The following is a 22,841-nucleotide window of genomic DNA, read 5'->3' as shown; positions in this document are numbered from 1 at the left end:
GGGTAAAGCCTAGGGATAACTTTCCAGACCGCTTGGATGCCTGCATATGCATCGCTTATTATGTAGGAATTGTCGGAAAAGTCACCACATATCGTGGCGACCTGCCCGATTCTTTCGGGTTTATCCCCAATCCTTCCACAAGAGGTTTACGCTGGTTTATTGGCCTCTTGCCATCCGCGCGGGTCGTTCAGGAAAGCTTCGACACCCTCAAGTGTTTCCTGATCAAAGGCTTTCTGTGCCTTGGCCTCGGCCAGAACATCCCACCATGTGCAGAGCGAGTGCAGCTTGACGCCATGATCACCCAGCGTTTTCTCGGTCTCGGGGAAGATGCCGTAGTAGAAGATGACGGCGGTGTGCCCGCAGGTGGCACCGGTTTCGCGGATCGCATCGACAAAGGACAGTTTCGAGCCGCCGTCGGTTGTCAGGTCTTCGACCAGCAACACACGCTCACCTTCGCTCATCGCCCCCTCGATTCGGGCGTTGCGGCCATAGCCCTTGGGTTTCTTGCGCACGTAGGTCATGGGCAGAGCCATGCGCTCGGCGACCATGGCGGCAAAGGGGATGCCCGCCGTTTCCCCGCCTGCGATGTTGTCGAATGCCTCAAAGCCAGCCTCCCGCATCACCGTGACGGTCAGGAAATCCATCAGGGTCGAGCGGATGCGCGGATACGAGATCAGTTTGCGGCAGTCGATATAGGTCGGGCTGGGCAACCCGCTGGCCAGCGTGAACGGTTCCCGCGAGTTGAAATGCACGGCCTTGATCTCCAGCAGCATCCGTGCAGTCAGGCGGGCGATTTCGGTGCTGTCGGGAAAAGAACTGGGGATCATGGCGCAAACCTCGGGGCTGAAAATACGTTGCGGGCTGATAGCCCGACCCTTGGGCCGGAGTCGAGAGGGATTGGGCAAAAGAAAAGCGGACCCCCAAGAGGTCCGCTTTTGCCCATACGGGCGATGGGCAGCCAAGGTGGGCTTAACTGCTCATGTCATAGGCCCGCTCGCCATGTACCGAGAGGTCGAGGCCATTTGTCTCGGTCTCGGCGTCTACGCGAAGTGGTGTGATCTGTGCAACCAGTTTGACCAACACAAACGTGACAACTGCCGTAAAGGCACCCACGATAACGAGCCCGCCCAACTGAGCGGTCCAGGTTCCAAGGCCAAACAGGGCGATCATGAGCGTGCCGAAAATACCGCCGACACCATGCACGGCGAAGACATCCAGCGTGTCGTCGATATTCAGCTTGTTACGCACGATGCTGACGGCTTCCTGACACAGAACACCGGCCACCGCGCCAATGATCAGGGCCTGAACCGGACCGACGAAACCCGATGCAGGCGTGATCGAGGCCAGACCCGCGATTGTGCCGGTGACCAGACCGACCATCGAGGCCTTGCCAAAGCGGATACGCTCCCACAGGGCCCAGCTTAGCGATGCCGTAGCCGCGGACAGGTGCGTGACGGTCAGGGCCATCGCCGCTCCGCCATCGGCGGCCAGTTGCGAACCACCGTTGAAACCGAACCAGCCGACCCACAGCATTGCGGCGCCGACCATGACATAACCGGGGTTGTGCGGCGGAGTGGTGCGGTTGCGACGCGGCCCGAGGATGATCGCAACAATCAGCGCTGCCAGACCAGCGGTTTCATGCACCACGATGCCGCCTGCAAAGTCGCGCACACCGATCTCGCCCAGAATGCCGCCATCAGCCAGCATCCCGCCACCCCAGATCCAGTGCACCACGGGCGCATAGCACAGCAGCATCCACAGCGCCGAGAAAGTCAGGACAAAGCCAAAGCCCACACGTTCGACATAGGCGCCCACGATCAACGCCGGGGTGATGATGGCAAAGGTCATCTGGAAGGCGAAGAACAGGATCTCGGGCAGGGTCCCTGCAAGGCTGTCCACGTCGACGCCGTTGAGAAAGGCCTTGCCCAAACCACCCCAAAGCCCGCTTTCACCGGGTCCGAACGCGATGGAATACCCTGCGACCAGCCACAGGACGCTCATCAAACAGGCAATGGCAAAGCAATGCATGAAAACGCTGAGGACATTTCGGGCACGAACGAGCCCGCCATAGAACAGCGCGAGGCCCGGCAATGTCATGAAAAGGACCAACGCGGTTGCTACGATGATCCAGGCTGTATCGGCTCCGTTCATGGGCCATTCTCCCTTCCGAATGAGTGCGCGGATCCTTGGAAACTGGGCACGGATCGGCGCTGCGTGAGCGGTGTGGGCTGTTTCAAGCCACCGTCGGTTGGAGAAAAAAGAGGCAAAGCGAAAAAAAGTGCCTGTTTTGGCAGCCTTTTTTCAACTGACTTCAAAAGAAGCGGTTTTTTTGGCCATGTGCTGAAAGTTTAGGCGCCTGCGGAAAGGGCCGTGTACAGCAGGGTCAAGGCGTGGTCACGCGCCGCGCGCCGCACGGCATCGCGACCGGGTGCGCCGAATTCGACGGTGTCAACATGCGTCGGCCGTCCCTTGACGGCCAAGCCGAAACAAACACGCCCTTCGGGTTTGAATTCGGACCCGCCCGGCCCGGCAATTCCCGTGATCGAGACGGCAAGTTGCGCCAGCGAGTTGCGCAGTGCGCCATCTGCCATTTCACGGGCCACCTGTTCGGAAACCGCACCGTGCGCGTTCAGCGTTTCGGCCCGAACGCCCAGCATGTCCTGTTTGGCCTCGTTGGTGTAGGTGACGAAACCCCGATCTACGACCGCAGAGCTGCCGGGAATATCGGTCAGGGCCGCAGCGACCATGCCTCCGGTGCAGCTTTCGGCGGTGGCGATCATCACGCCCTGCGCCTTGGCGCGGTCCAGCAGGTCTGTCACGTTCATAACCCCAGAACTCCGTGTGCGATACCTGCCAGAACCATCACTCCGATGGCTGCAAATATACCCGCAATCACGTCATCCAGCATCACGCCCATCGGATCGCCGCGGCGATCGGCCCAGCCGACAGGGCCGGGTTTGGTGATGTCGAACAGACGAAACAGGATGAACCCAGCAACCCAGCCGGGCCAGAGCGCGGTAATGTCGATTCCATGCGCCCAGGACGGATAGGAAATTGCCCAAAGCGCAATGAACTGGCCTGCGACCTCATCGATGACGATTTCAGATGGGTCGTGGTCATCCTGACCCACGGTCATCACGCTTGTGGCCCAGAGGCCGCCGACAAAAACCGCAACCGTTGCGACGGCCAGCAACGGGAAACCACCCATTGTGTGCAATACCCAGGCCATCGGCAGGGCCACCAGGGATCCCCAAGTGCCCGGGGCAGGGCGCAAATAGCCAACGCCACCGACAGTCCCGATTATCTGTGCCGCGTTCATGCTTTCACCAGACATGCCGTGGCCAAAGAGGCGATGCCCTCGCTGCGGCCGGTGAAGCCCAGACGCTCGGACGTTGTCGCCTTGACCGAAACCTGATCTGCACGCAGGTCCATGATTTCAGACATCTTTTCTCGCATGGCTGGTGCATGAGGGCCAATCTTTGGATATTCGCAGACCAGCGTGCAATCGACGTTCGAGATTCGGTATCCCATCTGCCCCGCCAGCTCGACCGCGTGGCGCAGGAAAATCTCGCTGGCGGCGCCTTTCCATTGCGGATCCGAAGGCGGGAAATGTTGCCCGATATCCCCCTGCGCCAGTGCGCCATAGATCGCATCGGTGACCGCGTGCATTCCGACATCGGCATCCGAATGGCCTTGCAGTCCGCGGTCATGTGGCACTTTCACACCGCAAAGGATCACATGATCCCCATCGCCAAAACGGTGCACATCGTACCCGTTGCCCAGCCTTACATCCATTTCCGTTCCCATTATGCGTTCCGCCCGGGCAAAATCCTCGGGTCGGGTGATTTTCAGATTGTCCGCATCGCCCGGTACGATGCAGACATCAAGCCCGGCGGCGCGGGCCACCTCGACATCATCCGCAGCGCCGCCCGGATGGGCGGCGTGGGCGGCGGTGACGGCGTCATAGTGAAACCCCTGCGGAGTTTGCGCGGCGAACAGGTTGCTGCGATCCTGCGTACCGGTCACGGCCTGTTCATGCCCAAGCCACAGCGCATCGGTCACCGCCAGCCCGGGCGCCGCCGCCGGACATGTTTCCAGGGCGTTCAGAACGTCGGTGATGATGCGGGGTGTGACGCAAGGCCTTGCAACGTCGTGGATCAAAACGCGCTGTACGTTCCGGTCGGCCAGTGCAGCCAATCCATTGCGCACCGATCCCGCGCGATCCGTTCCGCCCGCAGCCAGGATCAGGTCGGTTTCACGGAATTCTTCCCATGCGACGCTGTCTTCGTCGGACAACACCAGAACAATGTGATCCACCTGTCCGCGAAAGCGCTCGATCGTCCAATCGGCCACCCGCCGGCCCGCAAGGCTGCGCCATTGCTTTGGCACGCCACCCCCGGCGCGCGACCCGCGACCGGCGGCAACTATGATGGCGGCAGTTGTCATATGTGCGCGCTCTCCTCGTGATGGGCATTGTTTAGGCGGCGGTGAATGCAGAGGCAATCACCCATGGCCATGTGATTAAAAAATGGGCAAATGATGATTTTGCGGGCTTGCTGCATGCCGATTTGTTGTTCATATGCGCAGAAACCGATATCAAAACCACAACTGCCCAAGGATTAAGCACGTTGACACTGCACCTTGCCGACAAGGAAATAGCACCGCCTGTTTTGCTGGCCCCCATGGCCGGAATCACCGACCGCCCGTTTCGCGATCTGGTGATGCGTTTCGGTGCGGGTATGGTCGTCAGCGAAATGGTCGCCAGTCAAGAGATGGTACAGGCCAAGCCCGGCGTGCGGGATCGGGCGGAACTGTCCGCGGATGTGGAAAACACCGCCGTGCAACTGGCCGGGCGCGAGGCCCATTGGATGGCCGAGGCGGCCCGTCAGGTGGCCGACCGTGGCGCGCGTGTGATCGACATCAACATGGGGTGCCCCGCCAAGAAGGTAACAAACGGTTATTCCGGCTCGGCCCTACTGAAAACGCCGGACCACGCGCTTGCACTGATCGAGGCCGTGGTGGGCGCGGTCGATCTGCCGGTGACGCTGAAAACCCGGCTGGGATGGGACGACACTCTGTTGAACGCGCCCGACGTGGCACGCCGCGCTCAGGACGCAGGTATTCAGATGGTCACGATCCATGGCCGCACACGCTGTCAGTTCTACAAGGGTCACGCCGATTGGCAGGCGATCCGGGCGGTGAAAGAGGCCGTATCGATCCCGGTCATCGCGAACGGAGACATCTTGGACACTGACGCCGCCCGAACCGCGTTGCGCCAATCCGGCGCGGATGGGGTGATGGTCGGTCGTGGCGCCCAGGGCAAACCTTGGGTGTTGGCGCAAATCTGTCACGACCTGTACGGGGCCGAGGCGCCCGAGATTCCGACCGGTCATGATCTGGTTGATATGGTTTGCGCGCATTATCAGTCGATGCTGGATTTCTATGGCGCTGATCTGGGTCTGCGTGTCGCCCGAAAGCATCTGGGATGGTACATGGACGAAGCCGCGACGCCTGCGCCCTTGCGCCGGGCGGTGCTGACGTCGCGCGATCCGGCGGAAGTTCTGCGCCTGTTGGCGGATGCGCTCAGCGATACGGACGAGGTGGCGGCATGAATTCCGATGCCAGCATCTGGAACTCGCTGCCGGTTCCGGCGTTCATTATTAATGAACAGGACCGGATATCCGATGTGAATGCTGCGGGTGAGGGGTTTCTGAACGCGTCGCGCAAATCGGTGATCGGCCATCCGGTGTGGGATCAGATCGCCGTGGACGCGCCGTTGGAAGAGGCGTTCGAGCGCGCCCGCTGGCAGGGCACGCCATTGTTCGTGAATGATGTGGATGTGGGGTCGGGTAGCCGAGCGCCGCTGCAATGCGCGTTGCAGATTGCGCCTTTGGTCGGGCATCCGGGCTCTATGATCATGATCATATCGCCTCGTGAACTGGCAGGTCGGATGACGCGCGGGAATACCGTCAAATCCGCGGCACAATCCGCCATCGGTATGGCAGAAATGCTGGCGCACGAGATCAAGAATCCGCTGGCCGGGATCACCGGTGCAGCGCAGTTGCTCAGCATGAATATACCGCCGCAAGATCTTGAACTGACTGACCTTATTGTTGCCGAAAGCCGCCGGATCGTGAAGTTGCTGGAACAGGTCGAGCAATTCGGGAATCTTCAGAAACCTGACTTCAAGCCGGTCAACATCCACGATGTGCTGGATCGCGCAAGACGGTCGGCATTGTTGGGATTTGGCGCTGATATGACGATCGTCGAAGACTATGACCCGTCGCTGCCGCTGGCTTACGGAGACCCGGATCAGATTCTGCAGGTGATCCTGAATCTGCTCAGGAATGCGTCCGAAGCGGCAGGATCGCAGAGCGGAACGATCCGCCTGCGGACCTATTTCGAACATTCGTTCCGGTTGCGTCGCAGTGACGGGTCAGGGCATTCGCTGCCCTTGCAGATCGAGATCATCGATGATGGTCCGGGCCTGCCAGAAGACATCCGCGGCGACATTTTTGATCCCTTCGTATCCGGCAAGGAAAACGGCACCGGCCTGGGGCTGGCGCTGGTCAGCAAGATCATCTCGGACCATGACGGCTGGATTTCGGCCGAATCCGTGCCCGGGCGAACGGTATTCAAACTGTCGCTGCGCCGCGCGCCGCGAGACGCAATCGAGGACAAGAAGGAGAGCACCTGATGGATGGCACCGTACTGGTCGCGGACGACGATCGCACGATCCGCACTGTTCTGACACAGGCCCTCACGCGTGCCGGGTGCAAAGTGCATGCGACCTCATCACTGACCACGTTGATGCGCTGGGTCGGCGAGGGGAAAGGGGACGTGGTGATTTCCGACGTGGTCATGCCTGATGGAAACGGTCTTGAGATGCTGCCGAAGATTGCCGAAGACCGCCCCGGTTTGCCGGTGATCGTGATTTCCGCACAAAACACCATCATGACGGCGATTCAGGCGACAGAGGCGGATGCGTACGATTATCTGCCAAAACCCTTCGACCTGCCGGATCTGATGAAACGGACGGCGCGGGCGCTGGATCAGAAGCAACGCGCCCAGCCAGAGCCGGCCGTGGGCACAAGCGAGCGCCCCGAAGAACTGCCTCTAGTCGGGCGAACACCGGTGATGCAGGCCCTGTACCGGTTGGTCGCCCGGGTGATGAACACGGACCTCTCGGTCATGATTTCCGGTGAAAGCGGCACGGGCAAGTCACTGATTGCCCGAGCCATTCACGATTTTTCCGACCGTCGAACCTTGCCCTTTGTCACTGTCACCGCTGCCGAATTGCGCGATCTGGAAGGCCCGGCCCGTGTGATGGCGCGGGTTCGCGGCGGTACGCTGTTGATAGACGAAATCGCAGATATCGAAGATGAGGTTCAGGCGCGCATCGTCCGCATGATGGACACACCGGGCGATCACGTTCCCCGTTTCATGGCCACCAGCCAATCAGACCTGACCGAAGGGATGGAGAACGGGCGCATCCGTCAGGACCTTTATTATCGCTTGTGCGGGGCGACGATCCACGTTCCATCACTGCGCGAAAGGGTGGACGACATTCCGCTGCTGGCCGAGCATTTTCTGGCGCGGGAAGAGCGGGAAAACGGCACCAAACGCTGGCTCAGCCCCGAGGCGGTGGAGCTGGTGCGGCGCTATTCCTGGCCCGGGAACGTGCGGCAACTGGAAAATGCCGTGCGCCGGTTGGGTCTGACCAGCCGTGCTGATGAAATCACGAAAGCCGAAGTGGAAACGGTGCTGGGCAGCCAACCCGAGGCCGAACCGGTCCTGAGCGGCGGTGAGCGCGAAAAGCTTTCGACCTCGGTCGAGCGGCATCTGCGGAGGTATTTTGACCTGCACGGCAACATGCTGCCGCCCCCGGGCCTGTATCAACGCATATTGCGGGAAGTTGAGGCCCCACTGATCGAAATCGCGTTGGATGCAACTGGCGGAAATCAGGCGAAATGTGCCGATTTGCTGGGAATCAACCGAAATACGTTGCGAAAAAAGATTACGGATCTCGATATTCAGGTGACACGTCGACGCAAACTGATGTAATATCGCCACACAAACCGTGGCATCCCGGCATCTGTTGGGAAAAGATCACGATATATGGCGGTAAGCCGCGCAAGCGGCACATCAGGATGAGGGCAGACAGTGGCAACCCGAGCACAGAGCGGGATGATCCCATCGATCAGTCGATGGCGTAAATCACGGAAACTGCGCAATTTTGGCACGTTTGGCCTGGTTCTCATGGGGCCTGTTCTGGCGCTGGCCACTTACCTTGTCATCGGTCCTTTCGATCTTGGCGCCACTGCACCGACCTTGCGGCTGATTCTGTTGGCCGATCTCGTATACGTTCTGGTTGTTGCTGCACTTGTGCTTGGGCAGGTTGGCAGCTTGATTGCCGCACGTCGGGCCAAGTCGGCGGGTTCGCGCCTGCATTTGCGCCTGATCGGGGCGTTTACTCTGCTGGCGCTGGTTCCAACCGTGACCGTGGCGATTTTTGCCGGATTGACCGTCAATATCGGCCTTGAGGGCTGGTTTTCCGACCGCGTGCGTCAGGTTGTTGGGTCTTCGCTGACCGCGGCAGAAGCGTATGAACAGGAACACCGCCGAGGATTGACGCAAGACGCGTCTGTTCTTGCGCGATATCTGGATAATGCGCGATCGCTGGATTTCTATATTTCGGACGCTGAACTGCGTGAAGTTCTGGCGCAGGGGCAAGCTCAGATTCAACGGGGGCTGCGCGAAGCCTATGTCATCGACGGTGGTGGCGAAATCAAATCGCGCGGGGACCGGTCCTACCTGTTCAACTACGAAGCCCCAACCACCGAGCAGATTGCAGAAGCCACCGACAAGGGCCTGCTGATCATCGCCGACTGGCCCAACAACGAGTTCCGCGCGCTGGTTCCTCTGAAGGCTTATCTGGACCGCTATCTCTATGTCAGCCGCGAGGTGGATGGGCAGTTGTTGACGCTGCTGGACGATACCAAGGAAACGGCACAGTTCTATCAGCAACTGGAAAGCGAACGGGGCAGGGTGCTGTTTGAGTTCGGCCTGTTGTATCTGGGCTTTGCGTTGATCCTGATCCTTGCGGCAATGTCCCTGGGCATGTGGTTTGCGGAACGGCTGTCGCGTCCCGTGGGGCGGTTGACCACCGCGGCGCAGCGGGTTGGGGCCGGTGATCTGAGCGTCCAGGTGATTGAAGAGGCCAGCGACGACGAAATCGCGATGCTGGGCCGGTATTTCAACCAGATGACCCGGCAGTTGAAAGGACAGCGCGATACGCTGTTGGAGAACACGCGGCAAATTGAAAGCCGGCGCCGTCTGTTCGATTCGGTGCTCAGCTCTGTCACTTCGGGTGTCGTTGGGGTGGACCCGGAAGGATGCATTACATTCGTGAACCGTTCGGCCGAGCGGTTGCTGGATTGGACCGGGGGCGAGCAGCATCTGGCCATCGGCATTGCGGTGCCGGAATTTCTGCCCCTGTTCGAAAGTCTGAAGGACAGCGGGCAAGAGGCCGTTCAGGGCGAAATCAAAGTGACCCGCAAGGGGCGGCTCGAGAACCTGTTGGTCCGCATGGCCATCCGTCGCGGAGAAGATGGCGGCCTGGAAGGTTATGTGGTTGCCTTCGATGACGTCACCGATCTGGTCAGCGCCCAACGGATGGCGGCCTGGGGTGACGTGGCCCGCCGCATCGCGCATGAGATCAAGAACCCTCTGACCCCGATCCAGCTGAGCGCGGAACGGATCAAGCGCAAGTTCTCGCGCAAACTGGATGAGGAAGACAGCAGCAGCCTGGATTCGATGACGAACGTGATTGTGCGGCAGACCAACGACCTGCGTCGCATCGTGGATGAATTCTCGAAATTTGCACGGATGCCTGAACCTGAACGCAGGGAAGAAAACCTTGTTGATCTGGTGCATGAGGCGGTCCTGCTGCAACAGGCCGGGCAGCCGGATGTGCAGATTGATGCCGATCTGCCGCAACAGCCCATCATGGCCGATGTGGATGCGACCATGCTGAATCAGGCGCTTACCAATCTGATCAAGAATGCCGGGGAAGCCATTGCAACCCTTAAGGGAAAAGGGGCGCCCGACAACCTTCAGCCACAGATCAAAGTGACGGTTACCAGTGATGATGCGGGTACGGTCATAACCATTGCAGACAACGGGATCGGCCTGCCCGAGGATCGGGCACGGCTGTTTGAGCCCTATGTAACGACACGCGACGAAGGGACCGGGCTGGGCCTGCCCATCGTCAAGAAGATCATTGAAGAGCATGGCGGCGCGCTGACCCTCGAGGATGCGCCCGTATTTGACGGACAGGACCATTTTGGCGCGATGGCCGTGATCCGATTGCCGGGGGTTACTGTGTCCCAAACGGCAGCGCCACAGAAGCAGGCAATTAGAACCAACAAACTGAAAGCAGGCCAAAGATGAGTGACATTCTGATCGTAGATGATGAACGCGATATTCGCGAGCTGGTGTCCGACATTCTGGAGGACGAAGGCTATTCAACCCGGCTGGCGGCCAACTCGGACGAGTGCATGGCGTCGATCAACTCTGAACCGCCGGGGTTGTTGATCCTGGATATCTGGCTGAAAGACAGCCGAATGGATGGCATCGACATCCTGAAAGCGGTGAAACGCGACAACCCGGATGTGCCGGTGGTGATCATTTCGGGCCACGGCAACATTGAAATTGCCGTCGCCGCAATCAAGCAGGGCGCCTATGATTTTATCGAAAAGCCGTTCAACATAGACCAGTTGATGGTGGTGATCCGCCGCGCGATGGAGACCTCTCGCCTGCGTCGAGAGAATGCGTCTCTGAAGCGGAAAGAAGTCAATAATTCCGACATGATTGGCAAATCCGCCGCGTTCCGCGCCATGCAGGGGCAGTTGGACAAGGTGACCAAGTCGAATGGCCGCGTGATGCTCAGCGGCCCAGCTGGGTCCGGCAAAGAGATCGCAGCACGGTATATCCATGCCCACTCCAATCGTGCTAACGCGCCATTTGTCACGGTAAACTGCGCCGGGATCGAACCCGAACGTGTAGAAGAGGTGCTGTTTGGCCGGGAATCGGCAGAACGCGGCGTGGAATCGGGTTTGCTGGAAGAGGCGCATGGAGGCGTGGTCTATTTTGACGAAGTTGCCGACATGCCCCTTGGGACACAATCAAAAATCCTGCGGGTGCTGGTGGATCAGCAGTTCCAGCGTGTCGGTGGCAGTGACAAGGTGCGCGTGGACCTTCGCGTGATCTCGTCAACAAGCAAGGATCTTGACGAAGAAATCGCGGCTGAACGGTTCCGCGAAGAGCTGTACCACCGTCTGAACGTCGTGCCGATTGCCGTGCCGTCACTGGAAGATCGGCGTGAAGATATCCCGGTTCTGGCGCAGCACTTTATTGAGATGTGCAACGAAACTCAGGGTTTGCCGATCAGGGAACTTTCGGAAGAGGCTGTCGCGCTGTTGCAGACGATGACCTGGCCCGGCAACGTGCGCCAGCTCAAAAACCTGATCGAGCGGGTTCTGATCCTTGGCGATGGCTCCGGCCCGATTGAGGCGCGTGAGTTGCCCAACGAGGAAGAAAAGGCAGAAGATTCAGGTCGTGTCGTGTTGTCTGGCGCATTGGCCACCTTGCCGTTGCGCGAAGCCCGCGAGGCGTTCGAGCGAGAGTATCTGCTGACACAGATCAACCGGTTTGGCGGCAATATCAGCCGCACGGCCAGCTTTGTAGGCATGGAACGCAGTGCCCTGCATCGGAAGTTGAAATCGCTGGGCGTGGTGACTTCGAACAAATCCGGTGCGCGCGTGGCGCAAATCGATGAACCCGAACCGGCAGAATAATCTGCCGGTCGCACGGCCTCAGCCGGCCTGGCCAGGCGTTATGATCTGAAATGAGCCGTCATCGAATTTTACAAAGCACGACGCGCTGTTGAGCGGTGGCAAAGTGGTTGTTCGCGTTGCGGGCACGCGTGATTTGACGTTCTGCTTGCACGGCGGCAGGCTTACGGGTCGAAACCCTTTCTGGGCCATGCATTGCGCTTCGACCGTGTTGCGCAGGCCCTGATTTACATCCACGGTATAAACACGGCCGGGCTGCCACCAGCCGGGTGATCGATAGCAACGACCCCTGCCATCGCAATATGTGCGCCCCGGCCAATAGGTTGGCGGGCTTTGGCGGATCTGATTGGCTACCGGCACCTCTTTAACCGCCTTCAGCTGGCACTGAGTGGTCTCTTTTTGCAGGCGCGATACGCTTTCACCTTCGCGGTAGTAAAGCGAAAGTGGTCCGCAAGAAGTCAGCACCATCAAAGGTAACAGCATGGGAAACAGCGTTTTCATGTGCTTATCTTGCCGCAGCCGGGCTGCGATGACAATTCAATTGACCGCTCTGGGGGCATCTGTCATTCAATCCTTTCAGGCAGAAGGGCCAGAAGCATGAAGGTCATTATTTGCGGTGCGGGTCAGGTCGGCTGGCAGATCGCGCGGCATCTTTCGGGCGAGCTGAACGATGTTACCGTCGTGGACAACAATCCCGACCTGGTAAGGCGGGCGACTGAAACGCTTGATGTGCAGGGGATCGCCGGGTTTGCAAGTTATCCGGACGTGCTGGAACGGGCAGGGGCCCGTGACGCTGACATGATCATTGCCGCCACCCATTCGGATGAGGTGAACATGGTCACCTGCCAGATGGCGCATTCGGTCTTTTCGATCCAGCGCAAGATCGCGCGCCTGCGGTCGAAATCCTACCTCGAGGCGATCCACTCGGATCTGTACCGTCGTGATCATCTGCCGATTGATGTGGTGATCAGCCCCGAACGCGAAGTTGCCGCCGCCGCCATGCGCCGCCTGTCCGCCCCATCCGCCTTTGACACCGAGATTTTCATGGACGGCAAGGCGCAGCTTCTTGGGGTGCGGGTGGAAGAGGATTGCCCGATCGTGAATACACCGTTGCGGCAGCTGACGGATCTGTTCTCGACCCTCAGTTCCATCGTGGTTGGGGTGCGGCGCGAAGGCACGCTGTTCGCTCCCGAATCCGAGGATCAGCTGTTCGTGGGCGATGAATGCTATGTCTTCACCAACGTCAAGGACGTGGATCGCACCATGGAGGTGTTCGGCAAGGCGCAGAAGCGGCAGGATCGCGTGGTGATCGTGGGCGGCGGAAATGTCGGGCTGGAAGTGGCCAGAACGCTGGAAGAACGCGAAAGCCGCGTGCGGGCCAAGATCATCGAACGCGACCGCCATTGCGCTGAACTTGCCGCCGAAGCTCTGGAACGGACGATCGTGCTGCATGGCGACGGGCTGGATGCCGGGTTACTGAGCGAAGCGGGGATCGAGCGGGCCGATGCGATGCTGGCAGTTACGGATGACGACCGTACGAACATGCTGGCTGCGGTGCGTGCCAAGGCCGAAGGCTGCGCTCTGGCTATTGCATTGATCAACGATCCCAGCATGGTGGCCCTGATGGGGCCCTTGGGGATCGATGCTTATATCAACCCGCGAGCCACGACCGTCAGTTCGATCCTGCGGCACATCCGGCATGGACGGGTGCGTCAGGTCTATTCCATAGGGGACGCCGAGGCCGAGGTGATCGAGGCCGAGGTTCTGTCAACCTCGCCTATGGCCGGGCAACGTCTGCGCGATATCGACTTTCCCGAGGGGGTGCTTGTGGGCGCGGTCCGCAAGGGAGACGAGGTTTTGCGACCGACAGGCAGCCTGCGGATCGATGAAAAAGATGTGGTCGCAATCTTTGCCATGGCCAAGGACGTACCAGAGGTTGAACGCCTGATGCAGGTTTCAATCGATTTCTTCTGATGGCGCATGCAGGGACACAACAGGTTGGATTGTTGCGGCGGTTGCCGTTGTTCCTGCTGATCTGGGGCATTGCATCCCTGACCATGTGGATTCCAGCGATCTATGCGTTGGCTCTGGACGATCACGACACGTCACGATCCTTTCTGTATTCCGGGATCCTGGGCTTGTTTTTGGTTGCCACCATCGCGATGGCGTCCTCCAACCGCATACCCCGGCGCGGCACGTTGGGGCAGCTGGCGGTGATGCTGGCCTGTTTCACGCTGCTGCCGATCTTTCTGGCGATCCCATTTCACGACGCGCTTGGAACGACCACCTTTCTGAACGCCTATTTCGATATGGTCAGTTCTCTGACGACCACGGGGGCGGACCTGTTTCCGGATCCGGCCCGCCTGACGGCCCCGTTGCATTTGTGGCGCGCCATGGTCGGTTGGATGGGCGGCCTGCTTATGTGGATCGCCGCTGCGGCGATCCTTGCGCCGCTGTCGCTTGGCGGGTTCGAGGTCACTGCCAAAGGCCAGCCGGGGCGCCCGGTGTCAGGGGTGGCACAGAGCGAGCGCGTGGACCCGCGAGGCCGTCTGATCCGTGTCGCCAGGACCCTGACGCCAGTCTATGTCGGGCTGACGACCGTGATCTGGGTTCTTCTGTTGATCGCCGGTGAAGTCGGTCTGACGGCCGTGTGCCATGCGATGGCAGTGATGGCCACGTCCGGAATCTCTCCGGTCGGGGGTATGGAAGGGGCGCAGGCCGGGTTTACGGGCGAAGCCATCCTGTTTCTGTTTCTGTTCTTTGCTCTCTCGCGTCTGACTTTTTCGAAGGATACCGCGACAACAGGTTATTCCCGTCTGGATACGGACCCAGAGTTTCGCATCGGTCTGATGATTGTCCTGGCTGTCGCAATCCTGTTGTTCTTCCGGGTTGTCGCGGGCGTGACGGAAATCGGTGGTCAAATGGAACCAATGCAGGCCTTGCAGGTCATCTGGGGGATGCTGTTCACCGTTCTGGCTTTCCTCACGACGGCCGGTTTCGAAAGCGCGAACTGGAACGACGCACAGCAACTGTCGGGTTTGGGAACGCCCGGTTTGCTGTTGATGGGGCTGGCACTGATCGGCGGCGGGGTCGCGACGACGGCCGGAGGGGTCAAGTTGTTGCGGGTCTTCGCGCTGTATCTGAATGGCGCACGAGAGATCGACCGCCTGATCTATCCCTCGTCCGTCAGCGGTGCAGGGGGTGGCAATCGCCGCATTCAAAGCGACGGGGCGTTCATCGCCTGGATCTTTCTGATGCTTTTTGCGCTGACCCTTGCGGTCTTCAACCTATTGCTTGCGGCGATGGGGTCCGGATTCGAACAGGCCATGGTGCTGAGCGTGGCCACACTCAGCACGACGGGGCCGTTGATCGAGTTGGCCACCGACGTACCAATTCGCCTGATCGACCTTTCTGCCAGCGCCAAGCTGACGCTGTGCGCGGCCATGGTCATCGGGCGTCTGGAAACGCTGGCGATCATTGCCCTGATCACCCCGTCGCTTTGGCGGGATTGAGCCGGGCACATCATGCGGCGGCTAACGCCTGATTTTTCATCTGGAATATCTGTGCGTAGCACTCCATACTCTGCCGGAGGGAGCGCGTTGGTCCGCAGCGCGTAGCAAGAACAATGGCGAGATTATAAAAATATGGCTTCGGACAGACAGAATCTTCAGGATGCCTTCCTGAACAATGTACGGAAAGCTAAGGTTCCGGTCACGATTTTCCTGATCAACGGTGTGAAATTGCAGGGTGTCATCACCTGGTTCGACAATTTCTGCGTATTGTTGCGCCGCGACGGACAGTCGCAGCTGGTCTACAAACACGCGATTTCGACCATCATGCCGTCACAGCCGATCAACCTGTATGAGGGCGAAGACGCCTCTTGATGGAACATGAGCGGGCGCGCACCCGGGGCTGGGTGCTGCATCCCGAAATCAAATCAGACGAACAGCGCCGTGTCCCCGAACCGGCGCTGGAAGAGGCGGTGGCACTGGCCGCCGCATTGCCCGATCTGGACGTGATCGGGTCAGAAGTCGTGCGACTTCAACGCGCGCAGGCCGGGTATTTGTTCGGCAGCGGCAAGATTGAAGAACTTGGTGCGCGTTTTCGCGACAACGAGGTTGAACTGGTTCTGATCGACGGGCCGGTGACCCCGGTGCAGCAGCGCAATCTGGAAAAGGCGTGGAAGGTCAAGATCCTCGATCGGACCGGGTTGATCCTTGAGATTTTCAGCGATCGCGCCCGCACGCGGGAAGGGGTGTTGCAGGTCGAGATGGCCGCGCTCAGCTATCAGCGGACGCGGCTGGTACGGGCGTGGACACACCTTGAACGTCAGCGCGGTGGTTTGGGATTTGTCGGCGGACCCGGCGAAACCCAGATCGAAGCCGACCGCCGCGCCATTGACGAGCAACTGGTACGCTTGCGGCGGCAGTTGCAGAAGGTGGTCAAGACCCGGACACTGCACCGGGCCGCCCGGGCCAAGGTGCCTTATCCAATCGTCGCACTCGTCGGGTATACGAACGCGGGCAAATCCACGCTGTTCAATCACCTGACCGGGGCCGAAGTGATGGCCAAGGACATGCTGTTCGCTACGCTGGATCCGACCATGCGCCGCGTACAGTTGCCCGACGGCCCCGAAGTGATCCTGTCGGACACGGTGGGCTTTATCTCGAACCTCCCGACCGAGCTTGTGGCGGCTTTCCGGGCCACGCTGGAAGAAGTCCTGGGTGCCGACCTGATCGTCCATGTGCGTGATATCAGCCACGAGGAAACCGAGGCGCAGGCGCAGGATGTCGAGGCGATCCTGACCTCGCTCGGCGTCGGCGAAGAGAGGCCTCGGCTTGAGGTCTGGAACAAGATAGACCTGCTGAGCGCCGATGAGCGCGAGGCAACGCTGGCGCGGGCGGACCGAGATCCTGAGATATTCGCGATTTCGGCTGTAACCGGGGAAGGCATCGCGCCGTTGCTGTCCGAGATTGCGATGCATCTGCAAGGTGCACGGCGTGAGGCGGTATTGGATCTGTCTTTCTCTGACGGGGACAAGCGGGCCTGGTTGTTCCGCCAGGATGTGGTGCGCACAGAAGAACAGACCGATGACGGTTTCCGCATCACGGTATTGTGGACCGATAAACAGGCGGCTCAGTTCGAGGCGCTGAAGAATTAGCGATGGGGCCGGATATGTCTCACAAGCCGGACCAAAGAGTGTTCCTTACTGGCCATATCGATGTGCCTGTGGACCGGCTGGAAGAGGTGCGCGCGGCGTTGCCGGACCATGTGAAACTGACCCGGGCGGAACAGGGCTGCATATCCTTCGACGTGATCGAGGATCAGTCCCGTCCAGGTCGGTTCAACGTGTCAGAACTATTTGCAGATCAGCAGGCTTTCGATACACATCAGGCCCGAACACGGGCGTCTGACTGGTCGCGGGTCACTCAGGGGATACCGCGGGACTACAGGATGGAACGCGCATCCAGCGGACGGTGAGTCAGGCCCCGTCTATCTGCCGTTGATGGTCGTCCGCGTCGAACCAGCCCGATGATGATTGTACAAGGTAATCTGACGTCAGTTCCCATTCTTCCCAGCCGCGCGCTGTGACGTGATTGCCGGTTACGGAATGGTACCCTTCGCGGGTCCAGACGAATATGGCATGAGATCCGGCCCATCGCATCATGTCGCAACGCAGCTCGAGATCCGGAAAATCCGCGTAAAACCTCCGGGCCATGTCGGCGATCGCAGCGCGCCCCTCGATCGGGTCGCCCCGGTTGATGATGACCTGCCCGTTTGACGCGAAGAAGCCGGCAACCGCGTCGGGGTCACCTGAGCTCCAGGCTATTGCGTAGTCTCGCGCGAGGTTATTCAGAGTATCCCGAATGCTGGCCATACTCGCCCCCTTTTGGTCCCACATGATCGGTGCCGTTATGTTAGGCGAATAAAGCTGTGGGTGCCACGATGCCCCCGCGAACAGGGCGGGGACTTGCCGAATAGGCGGATTATCGCGGGATCAGATTGGTTACCCCGACAGCCGCGGCGCGGGCCAGATCAAGATCCAGTGACATGGGTATGTATTCGCCACGCCGCCACAGCTGCGCCTGATCGTCGTAGTAACGCGACAGGAAATGACCCGATTGCCCAGTCGCAGTAATGAAGACCGAGCTGTTGGGGTCGGCAAAGTCATACACCCCGCGATACCCGGCGCCGTGCACATTCTGGAACGGATCAGGCCCTTCCCCCGATGTTCGGCCACGCAGCAATGTGTTGTCGCCGCCGCTGGTCGATTGGCGAATGTTCACAAAAAACCGCAATATCGGGACAGAGCCCAGCACGGGGTGATCATGAGTTGCCTGATGCGCGTCGCCCCAACGCAGGGATTCAAGCGCGCTGCCATATCGTTCAGAGATCCAGATCAGCGCGTCGTCCAGCGCAAGCCGCGCCATCTCGGTGCATGTCTCTACCGGTGCGCTTTGAATCACGTCGCACCAGACACCCGCGCCGTCAATGTCGCGATAGACCCGTTCGATGAACAGCGGTTCGACATGTTTGTATTCGCTGGCCAGAGGCCCAAGCTCGTCCGAGATCAGCCGGATTTGCAGCGCACGCAGCCAGGCCGCATAGATCAACGGCTCGGGCAGGTGTTCGTTCATCTCACCGTTCCAGTCCGCAAGCAGCGACAGCGCGATCTGGCGCTGGCGTTCCGGCGTTCCTTCGGGGGCCGAAGCCCCGGTGAACCAAAGATCGGCACCGATCAGCGGCAGCAGGGACCGCGCGGTAAAGCTGACCGTGTCCAGCTGTGCCTCGATAAAGCTGTCGCGAGTATGCACCTCGCGCGATTGCATCAGGCGTTCCCAACGATGCACGCGCTGCGTATCGCCCCATTCATACGAGACGTGATCCGGGAAGGGGCGGTCGATGATCTTGTTGTTCGTGTTGCCCAGAACGCCGCCGACGGGGGCCACGAATTCCGGGTTGTCGGCATAGGGCAGGCGGCCTTGCCAGCGATTGGCCTCGATCCAGCCGGGCGAGGGGATGCGCCCCCGGCTTTGGTTTAGCGGATCACGCCGAGGCATGGCGCCGATCAGCTTCATCCCGATTGTCGTCTTGTCGACCAGCGACAGGTTCTGAGAAGGCGCGATGAACTGCTCACCGACTGCGATGGCCTGTTCCACGTTGTCGGCGTTCATCAGCGCCATGGACGCCGACATCGACGTGTCCTGCGGGCTGAGCGCCGTCCAGGACAGCGATGCCACATGGCCCGGCGGCGTGATGGTTTCCAGCTTGTAATCCGTGCCCGGCAGCACCGGCCCATTGTCCGTCCAGCGCAGGGTCAGCGTTACCGGAGCTTCCCCCTTGATCTCGATGATCGAAGGGCGGGTCTGGAATTCCTTGAAGCCGGTCGGGGTCAGGTATTCCTCGGGATTGTCAGGATTCAGCTGCTCGATATGAACGTCCTGATCGTCAAGATACGAGGATGTAAGCCCCCATCCCAGCCGGTCGCTGCGTCCGGTCATGATGGCGGGCACACCGGGGATCGAGGCCCCGATGACACCGCCTTTTTCCAAGCCGAGATGTGCCAGGTACCAAATCCCGGGCGCCGTGAAACCCAAATGAGGGTCGTTGGCCAACAAGGTCCCGCCACTTGCAGAACGTGACGGCGCGGCGGTCCAGGCGTTAGAAGCTCCGGCCAGACCACGTTTGGGAAGGGGCGAAAGAGGTGTTTCGGGAATGTCCGTTCCCGCCGCATAACGCGGAAGATCTGGGAACAGGGTGGCATATTCGGGCAGCGCGGCAATGCCGGGTCCGGGAACGTCGGGCAGGATGTCGGCCAGACGTTCTGGGTTGTTCAGCATCAAGGACGTGCGCGCGCGCAGAACTTCATCGGTCAGGTGGCCTGACAGTTGCAGCGCCATCAGCTTGATTATTGCGATACTGTCACCCGGTTGCCAGGGCGAGACCGGAGCGTTGAACAGGAACATCTCGGGTGCGCCGCGACCCAGCGCCTCTTCGTTGATCTCGGTCAGGCGGGCATTGACCCCGGCGGAATAGGCACGCAAGGCGGCCTTGGTATAATCGTCCTGCACCTCGACTGATCGGTGAGCCAGCCCGTAAAGGTCCAACCTGCGCAGCAGCTTGTCGATGTGAAGCGTGCGCGGGCCAAAGACCTCGGACAGACGGCCTTGCGCGGTACGGCGCATGACCGTCATCTGCCACAGTCGATCCTGTGCGTGGGCATATCCCAATCCAAAGAACACATCGGGATCGGTCTGGCCCAGAATATGCGGTACGTTGGCGGTGTCGCGTACGATCTCGACCGGGGCGGTCAGACCTTCGACCTCAAGCGTTTGGTCATAGTCCGGCAGGGATTGGCTGGCCAGAAAATAGACAAGGCCCATTGCGGCGAGGATCAAAATGATCAGACCCGACGCGATGCGCACCAGCCAGCGGAAAACAAGACCCATTACTGCCCCTATTATTGTTCAGATGAATGTTGCGCAGAGACTAGAGGATGGTCGGTCCGACCGAAAGAGGAACGCGGCAAGAACCTGCGCGGGAAGGGGTGAAATCAAATGCCCCGCCGCAGTGTTGTGCTGCGACGGGGCCGTGTGTGGGGGAAGTGGTAATCCGGGTTATGGGATGATGCGGGTGTATTTCGTACCTTCGACGGTCGCGCCGAATTTTAGACCGGCCTGGCCAAAGACCACCGCCAGCACCGGCGAACGCAGTGTTGTCGTGTCCGTGGACAAGGAATTCCCAGTTGCGTCAACCACATATCCAATGTCGGCACCGGCTGTCCATCCGCTGGAACGGCGGAAATCGTTCAGCGCATCTTCGGTCATGAAGAACAGGATGTGCGCATATTGCTGCGCACCGATTTGCAGACCCGCGGTTCCTGAAATTGCAGAATAGTAATCGACCGTGGCGCCGTTGATGCGCAGCGCGCCTTGGCCGTAGGCACCGCCAAAGAAGATCAATCCGGCGTCGGTGATCAGGGGCATAACCAACATGCCGTTGGCTTTGTTTGCGATTTCCACGGTGTTGGGATACCGGCTGTACATTTCGGTCAGCGTGGCATCGACGCGGGCGTCGATCATGGCCGAGTTTGAATTGCCGACGCCGTTGCCGCAGGCGGCGGTCAGGGACAGGCCTGCCATGCCCAAGGCAAAGCCGCGACGGTTCAGTCGGGGGGAGTTGGAACTGCTCATGGTTTTTTTCTCTGTAACTGTGCCTGATATGTCGGGTGATCCCGATCTTGCCGGCAAGGATACGCCGATTAGGGCGTTGTGTCACGGGAAAGCTGTCCGCTCAAGGGGGCTTGTCGGCGAAAAGTTGCGACTCTTCGGGGTTTTAGCCCTGCAGGATGCGGGCAACCTGAGGCGAGAAATAGGTCAGAATACCGTCGCACCCAGCGCGCTTGAAGGCCAGCAGGCTTTCCAGCATCGCCTTTTCTCCGTCGATCCAGCCATTCTGGGCGGCCGCCTGGATCATCGCGTATTCTCCTGAAACCTGATAGGCATAGGTGGGCGCACCAAAGCTGTCTTTCACACGACGGCAGATATCCAGATAGGGCATTCCGGGTTTGATCATCACCATGTCCGCGCCTTCGGTCAGATCGCGTTCGATCAGGCGCAGGGCTTCGTTCGAGTTGGCCGGGTCCATCTGATAGGTTTTCTTGTCACCGGTCAGCGCGCCCGAGGCGCCGACGGCGTCGCGGAAGGGGCCGTAAAAAGCGCTGGCGTATTTCGCGGCATAGCTGAGGATCATCACGTTGTGATGCCCGGCACCTTCCAATGCGCGGCGCATTTCCCCGATCCGGCCGTCCATCATGTCAGACGGTCCGATGATGTCGGCACCGGCATCGGCCTGGGCAAGGGTCATCTTGACCAACGCTTCGATGGTCTGATCATTCACGATCTCACCGTCGACGACATAACCGTCATGACCATTGATATTGTACGGGTCCAGCGCCACGTCCGTCATCACCGCAATGTCAGGGGCTGCCGCCTTGATCGCCCGGATCGCCCGGTTCGACAGGTTGTCGGGGTTCCAGGCCTCGGCGCAGTCTTCGGTCTTGAGCGCGGAATCCGTGTAGGGAAAGATGCATATCGCCGGGATTCCAAGCGCTTGCGCTTCGACGGCCGCTTTTGCAATCAGATCCACCGACCGGCGAACCACGCCCGGCATCGAGGGAACAGGTTCTTCAACCCCTTCGCCGTCGCGGACGAAAACGGGCCAGATCAGGTCGTCCGTGGTCAAGGTGTTCTCGCGCACAAGTCCGCGGATTGCCCGGGATTGACGGGCACGCCGAAAGCGGGTCATGGGATAGGGGGCAATGGTCGGTTTCATGGCGCGTTCTCCTTGAACATTCGTGCATTGGGTGGCATGAATTCACAAAGGTCTCAAGGGTATCAATGGACGCGGCAGCGTGGCCAATCCTCCCTGAGTGGTTTGAATAAAGGGTTGGGTTTGGACTGGTACTCTTCGATCTTTGAAGTCATCGACATGCGCAGCTTTTCGAATCTCTGGTTCTGGATCGTGCTGGCGGTTGTCTGGTCTTCGGCGAGTCACTGGGTAATGGGCATTCCCTACGATCTGGTGGTGCGTGCCCGACGCATTGGCGGGCAGGTCGAGATCGACCTTCTGGACATCGTTCGCATACACACCAACCGGATCTTGTTGATCGTCGACATGTCAGGCACCATCCTGTTGGCATTCGGGTGTTTTCTGTTCACCGGGCTGGCCACGCTTGGGTTCTATTACGGCGTCGAATTCGCGCAGGCCGTGTTCCTTCTTCTGTTTCCACTAACGCTTGTTCTGGTGGTGAACATCGTGCACGCGCGACGATTGCGGCGGCAGGAACTGACGCTCGAGTCCGTTTCGAAAACCATTGCGCGCTGCCGGCTCTATACCCAGATCATAGGCATGATCTCGATACTGGTCACTTCGTTCTGGGGCATGTATCAGAACATCTCGATTGGCGTTCTGGGATAGCAAAAT

General features: G+C 59.8%; 21 protein-coding genes. 11 read left to right on the top strand and 10 right to left on the bottom strand.

The features are described 5' to 3' along the window. Positions 1–146 precede the first annotated feature (146 nt). From GS614_RS02810 to GS614_RS02790, 5 genes are all read right to left on the bottom strand, one after another. A complete protein-coding gene (locus GS614_RS02810) occupies positions 147–827 on the bottom strand; it encodes an orotate phosphoribosyltransferase (protein WP_171115637.1) in 681 nt (226 codons plus the stop codon). A 142-nt stretch (positions 828–969) separates the two neighbouring features. Next, positions 970–2,151 carry an ammonium transporter gene (locus tag GS614_RS02805; protein ID WP_152458157.1) on the bottom strand — a complete coding sequence of 394 codons (1,182 nt, stop codon included), beginning with the start codon at positions 2,149–2,151 and terminating at the stop codon, positions 970–972. Positions 2,152–2,348: 197 nt separating this feature from the next. Next, positions 2,349–2,825: a CinA family protein gene (locus GS614_RS02800; RefSeq protein ID WP_171725460.1), complete on the bottom strand. Its 477-nt coding sequence runs from the start codon at positions 2,823–2,825 to the stop codon at positions 2,349–2,351. Next, entirely contained in the window at positions 2,822–3,319 is a 498-nt protein-coding gene (locus GS614_RS02795; RefSeq protein ID WP_171614177.1) for a phosphatidylglycerophosphatase A, read from the bottom strand. Before GS614_RS02795 ends, GS614_RS02800 begins: the two co-directional genes overlap by 4 nt. Continuing rightward, the gene (locus GS614_RS02790; protein ID WP_171725459.1) at positions 3,316–4,446 is read right to left on the bottom strand and encodes a bifunctional 2-C-methyl-D-erythritol 4-phosphate cytidylyltransferase/2-C-methyl-D-erythritol 2,4-cyclodiphosphate synthase; all 1,131 of its coding nucleotides are present in this window, start codon (positions 4,444–4,446) and stop codon (positions 3,316–3,318) included. Before GS614_RS02790 ends, GS614_RS02795 begins: the two co-directional genes overlap by 4 nt. 182 nt (positions 4,447–4,628) lie before the next feature. Between GS614_RS02790 and dusB the strand changes: the two genes are divergently transcribed. From dusB to GS614_RS02765, 5 genes are all read left to right on the top strand, one after another. After that, a complete protein-coding gene (gene dusB / locus GS614_RS02785) occupies positions 4,629–5,612 on the top strand; it encodes a tRNA dihydrouridine synthase DusB (protein ID WP_256368866.1) in 984 nt (327 codons plus the stop codon). After that, positions 5,609–6,697: a nitrogen regulation protein NR(II) gene (locus GS614_RS02780; RefSeq protein WP_171725457.1), complete on the top strand. Its 1,089-nt coding sequence runs from the start codon at positions 5,609–5,611 to the stop codon at positions 6,695–6,697. Before dusB ends, GS614_RS02780 begins: the two co-directional genes overlap by 4 nt. Continuing rightward, on the top strand, positions 6,697–8,064 hold the full coding sequence (locus GS614_RS02775; RefSeq protein WP_171725456.1) for a response regulator: 1,368 nt from the start codon (positions 6,697–6,699) through the stop codon (positions 8,062–8,064). The genes GS614_RS02780 and GS614_RS02775 overlap by 1 nt, the downstream gene beginning before the upstream one ends. Positions 8,065–8,187: 123 nt before the next feature. Next, a complete protein-coding gene (locus GS614_RS02770; RefSeq protein WP_171725922.1) occupies positions 8,188–10,452 on the top strand; it encodes a PAS domain-containing sensor histidine kinase in 2,265 nt (754 codons plus the stop codon). After that, entirely contained in the window at positions 10,449–11,858 is a 1,410-nt protein-coding gene (locus tag GS614_RS02765; RefSeq protein ID WP_152458151.1) for a sigma-54 dependent transcriptional regulator, read from the top strand. The genes GS614_RS02770 and GS614_RS02765 overlap by 4 nt, the downstream gene beginning before the upstream one ends. Positions 11,859–11,876: 18 nt before the next feature. Here the strand turns inward: GS614_RS02765 and GS614_RS02760 are convergent, their stop codons facing one another. Then, positions 11,877–12,356 carry a hypothetical protein gene (locus tag GS614_RS02760; protein ID WP_171115653.1) on the bottom strand — a complete coding sequence of 160 codons (480 nt, stop codon included), beginning with the start codon at positions 12,354–12,356 and terminating at the stop codon, positions 11,877–11,879. Positions 12,357–12,452: 96 nt separating this feature from the next. Between GS614_RS02760 and trkA the strand changes: the two genes are divergently transcribed. The 5 genes from trkA (at position 12,453) to GS614_RS02735 (ending at position 17,336) form a co-directional block, all read left to right on the top strand. Continuing rightward, complete coding sequence (gene trkA, locus GS614_RS02755; protein ID WP_152458149.1) at positions 12,453–13,829, top strand: Trk system potassium transporter TrkA; 1,377 nt, start codon at positions 12,453–12,455, stop codon at positions 13,827–13,829. Beyond that, on the top strand, positions 13,829–15,367 hold the full coding sequence (locus GS614_RS02750; RefSeq protein WP_171115655.1) for a TrkH family potassium uptake protein: 1,539 nt from the start codon (positions 13,829–13,831) through the stop codon (positions 15,365–15,367). The genes trkA and GS614_RS02750 overlap by 1 nt, the downstream gene beginning before the upstream one ends. Positions 15,368–15,499: 132 nt before the next feature. Then, positions 15,500–15,739 carry an RNA chaperone Hfq gene (gene hfq / locus GS614_RS02745; protein ID WP_005982826.1) on the top strand — a complete coding sequence of 80 codons (240 nt, stop codon included), beginning with the start codon at positions 15,500–15,502 and terminating at the stop codon, positions 15,737–15,739. Further along, positions 15,739–17,016: a GTPase HflX gene (gene hflX / locus GS614_RS02740; RefSeq protein WP_171725455.1), complete on the top strand. Its 1,278-nt coding sequence runs from the start codon at positions 15,739–15,741 to the stop codon at positions 17,014–17,016. The genes hfq and hflX overlap by 1 nt, the downstream gene beginning before the upstream one ends. Positions 17,017–17,030: 14 nt before the next feature. Next, a complete protein-coding gene (locus GS614_RS02735) occupies positions 17,031–17,336 on the top strand; it encodes a putative quinol monooxygenase (protein WP_171725454.1) in 306 nt (101 codons plus the stop codon). 1 nt (position 17,337) lies between these two features. Here the strand turns inward: GS614_RS02735 and GS614_RS02730 are convergent, their stop codons facing one another. The 4 genes from GS614_RS02730 to hemB form a co-directional block, all read right to left on the bottom strand. Next, a complete protein-coding gene (locus tag GS614_RS02730) occupies positions 17,338–17,733 on the bottom strand; it encodes a nuclear transport factor 2 family protein (RefSeq protein ID WP_171725453.1) in 396 nt (131 codons plus the stop codon). A 109-nt stretch (positions 17,734–17,842) separates the two neighbouring features. Next, positions 17,843–20,305 carry a penicillin acylase family protein gene (locus tag GS614_RS02725; protein ID WP_171725452.1) on the bottom strand — a complete coding sequence of 821 codons (2,463 nt, stop codon included), beginning with the start codon at positions 20,303–20,305 and terminating at the stop codon, positions 17,843–17,845. A gap of 168 nt (positions 20,306–20,473) precedes the next feature. Then, complete coding sequence (locus tag GS614_RS02720) at positions 20,474–21,049, bottom strand: YSC84-related protein (RefSeq protein WP_152458143.1); 576 nt, start codon at positions 21,047–21,049, stop codon at positions 20,474–20,476. A gap of 142 nt (positions 21,050–21,191) precedes the next feature. Then, positions 21,192–22,190, bottom strand: a complete 999-nt coding sequence (gene hemB, locus GS614_RS02715; protein WP_171231541.1) for a porphobilinogen synthase — start codon at positions 22,188–22,190, stop codon at positions 21,192–21,194. A 120-nt stretch (positions 22,191–22,310) separates the two neighbouring features. Here hemB and GS614_RS02710 point away from each other — a divergent pair, with 120 nt between their 5' ends. After that, positions 22,311–22,835: a component of SufBCD complex gene (locus GS614_RS02710; protein ID WP_152458141.1), complete on the top strand. Its 525-nt coding sequence runs from the start codon at positions 22,311–22,313 to the stop codon at positions 22,833–22,835. The last annotated feature ends 6 nt before the right edge of the window (positions 22,836–22,841 follow it).

This window comes from Ruegeria sp. HKCCD6604, assembly GCF_013110635.1.
Lineage (GTDB): Bacteria > Pseudomonadota > Alphaproteobacteria > Rhodobacterales > Rhodobacteraceae > Ruegeria.
The sequence above is the reverse complement of the archived record's forward strand: the minus strand, read 5'-3'. Positions and strand labels throughout refer to the sequence as shown.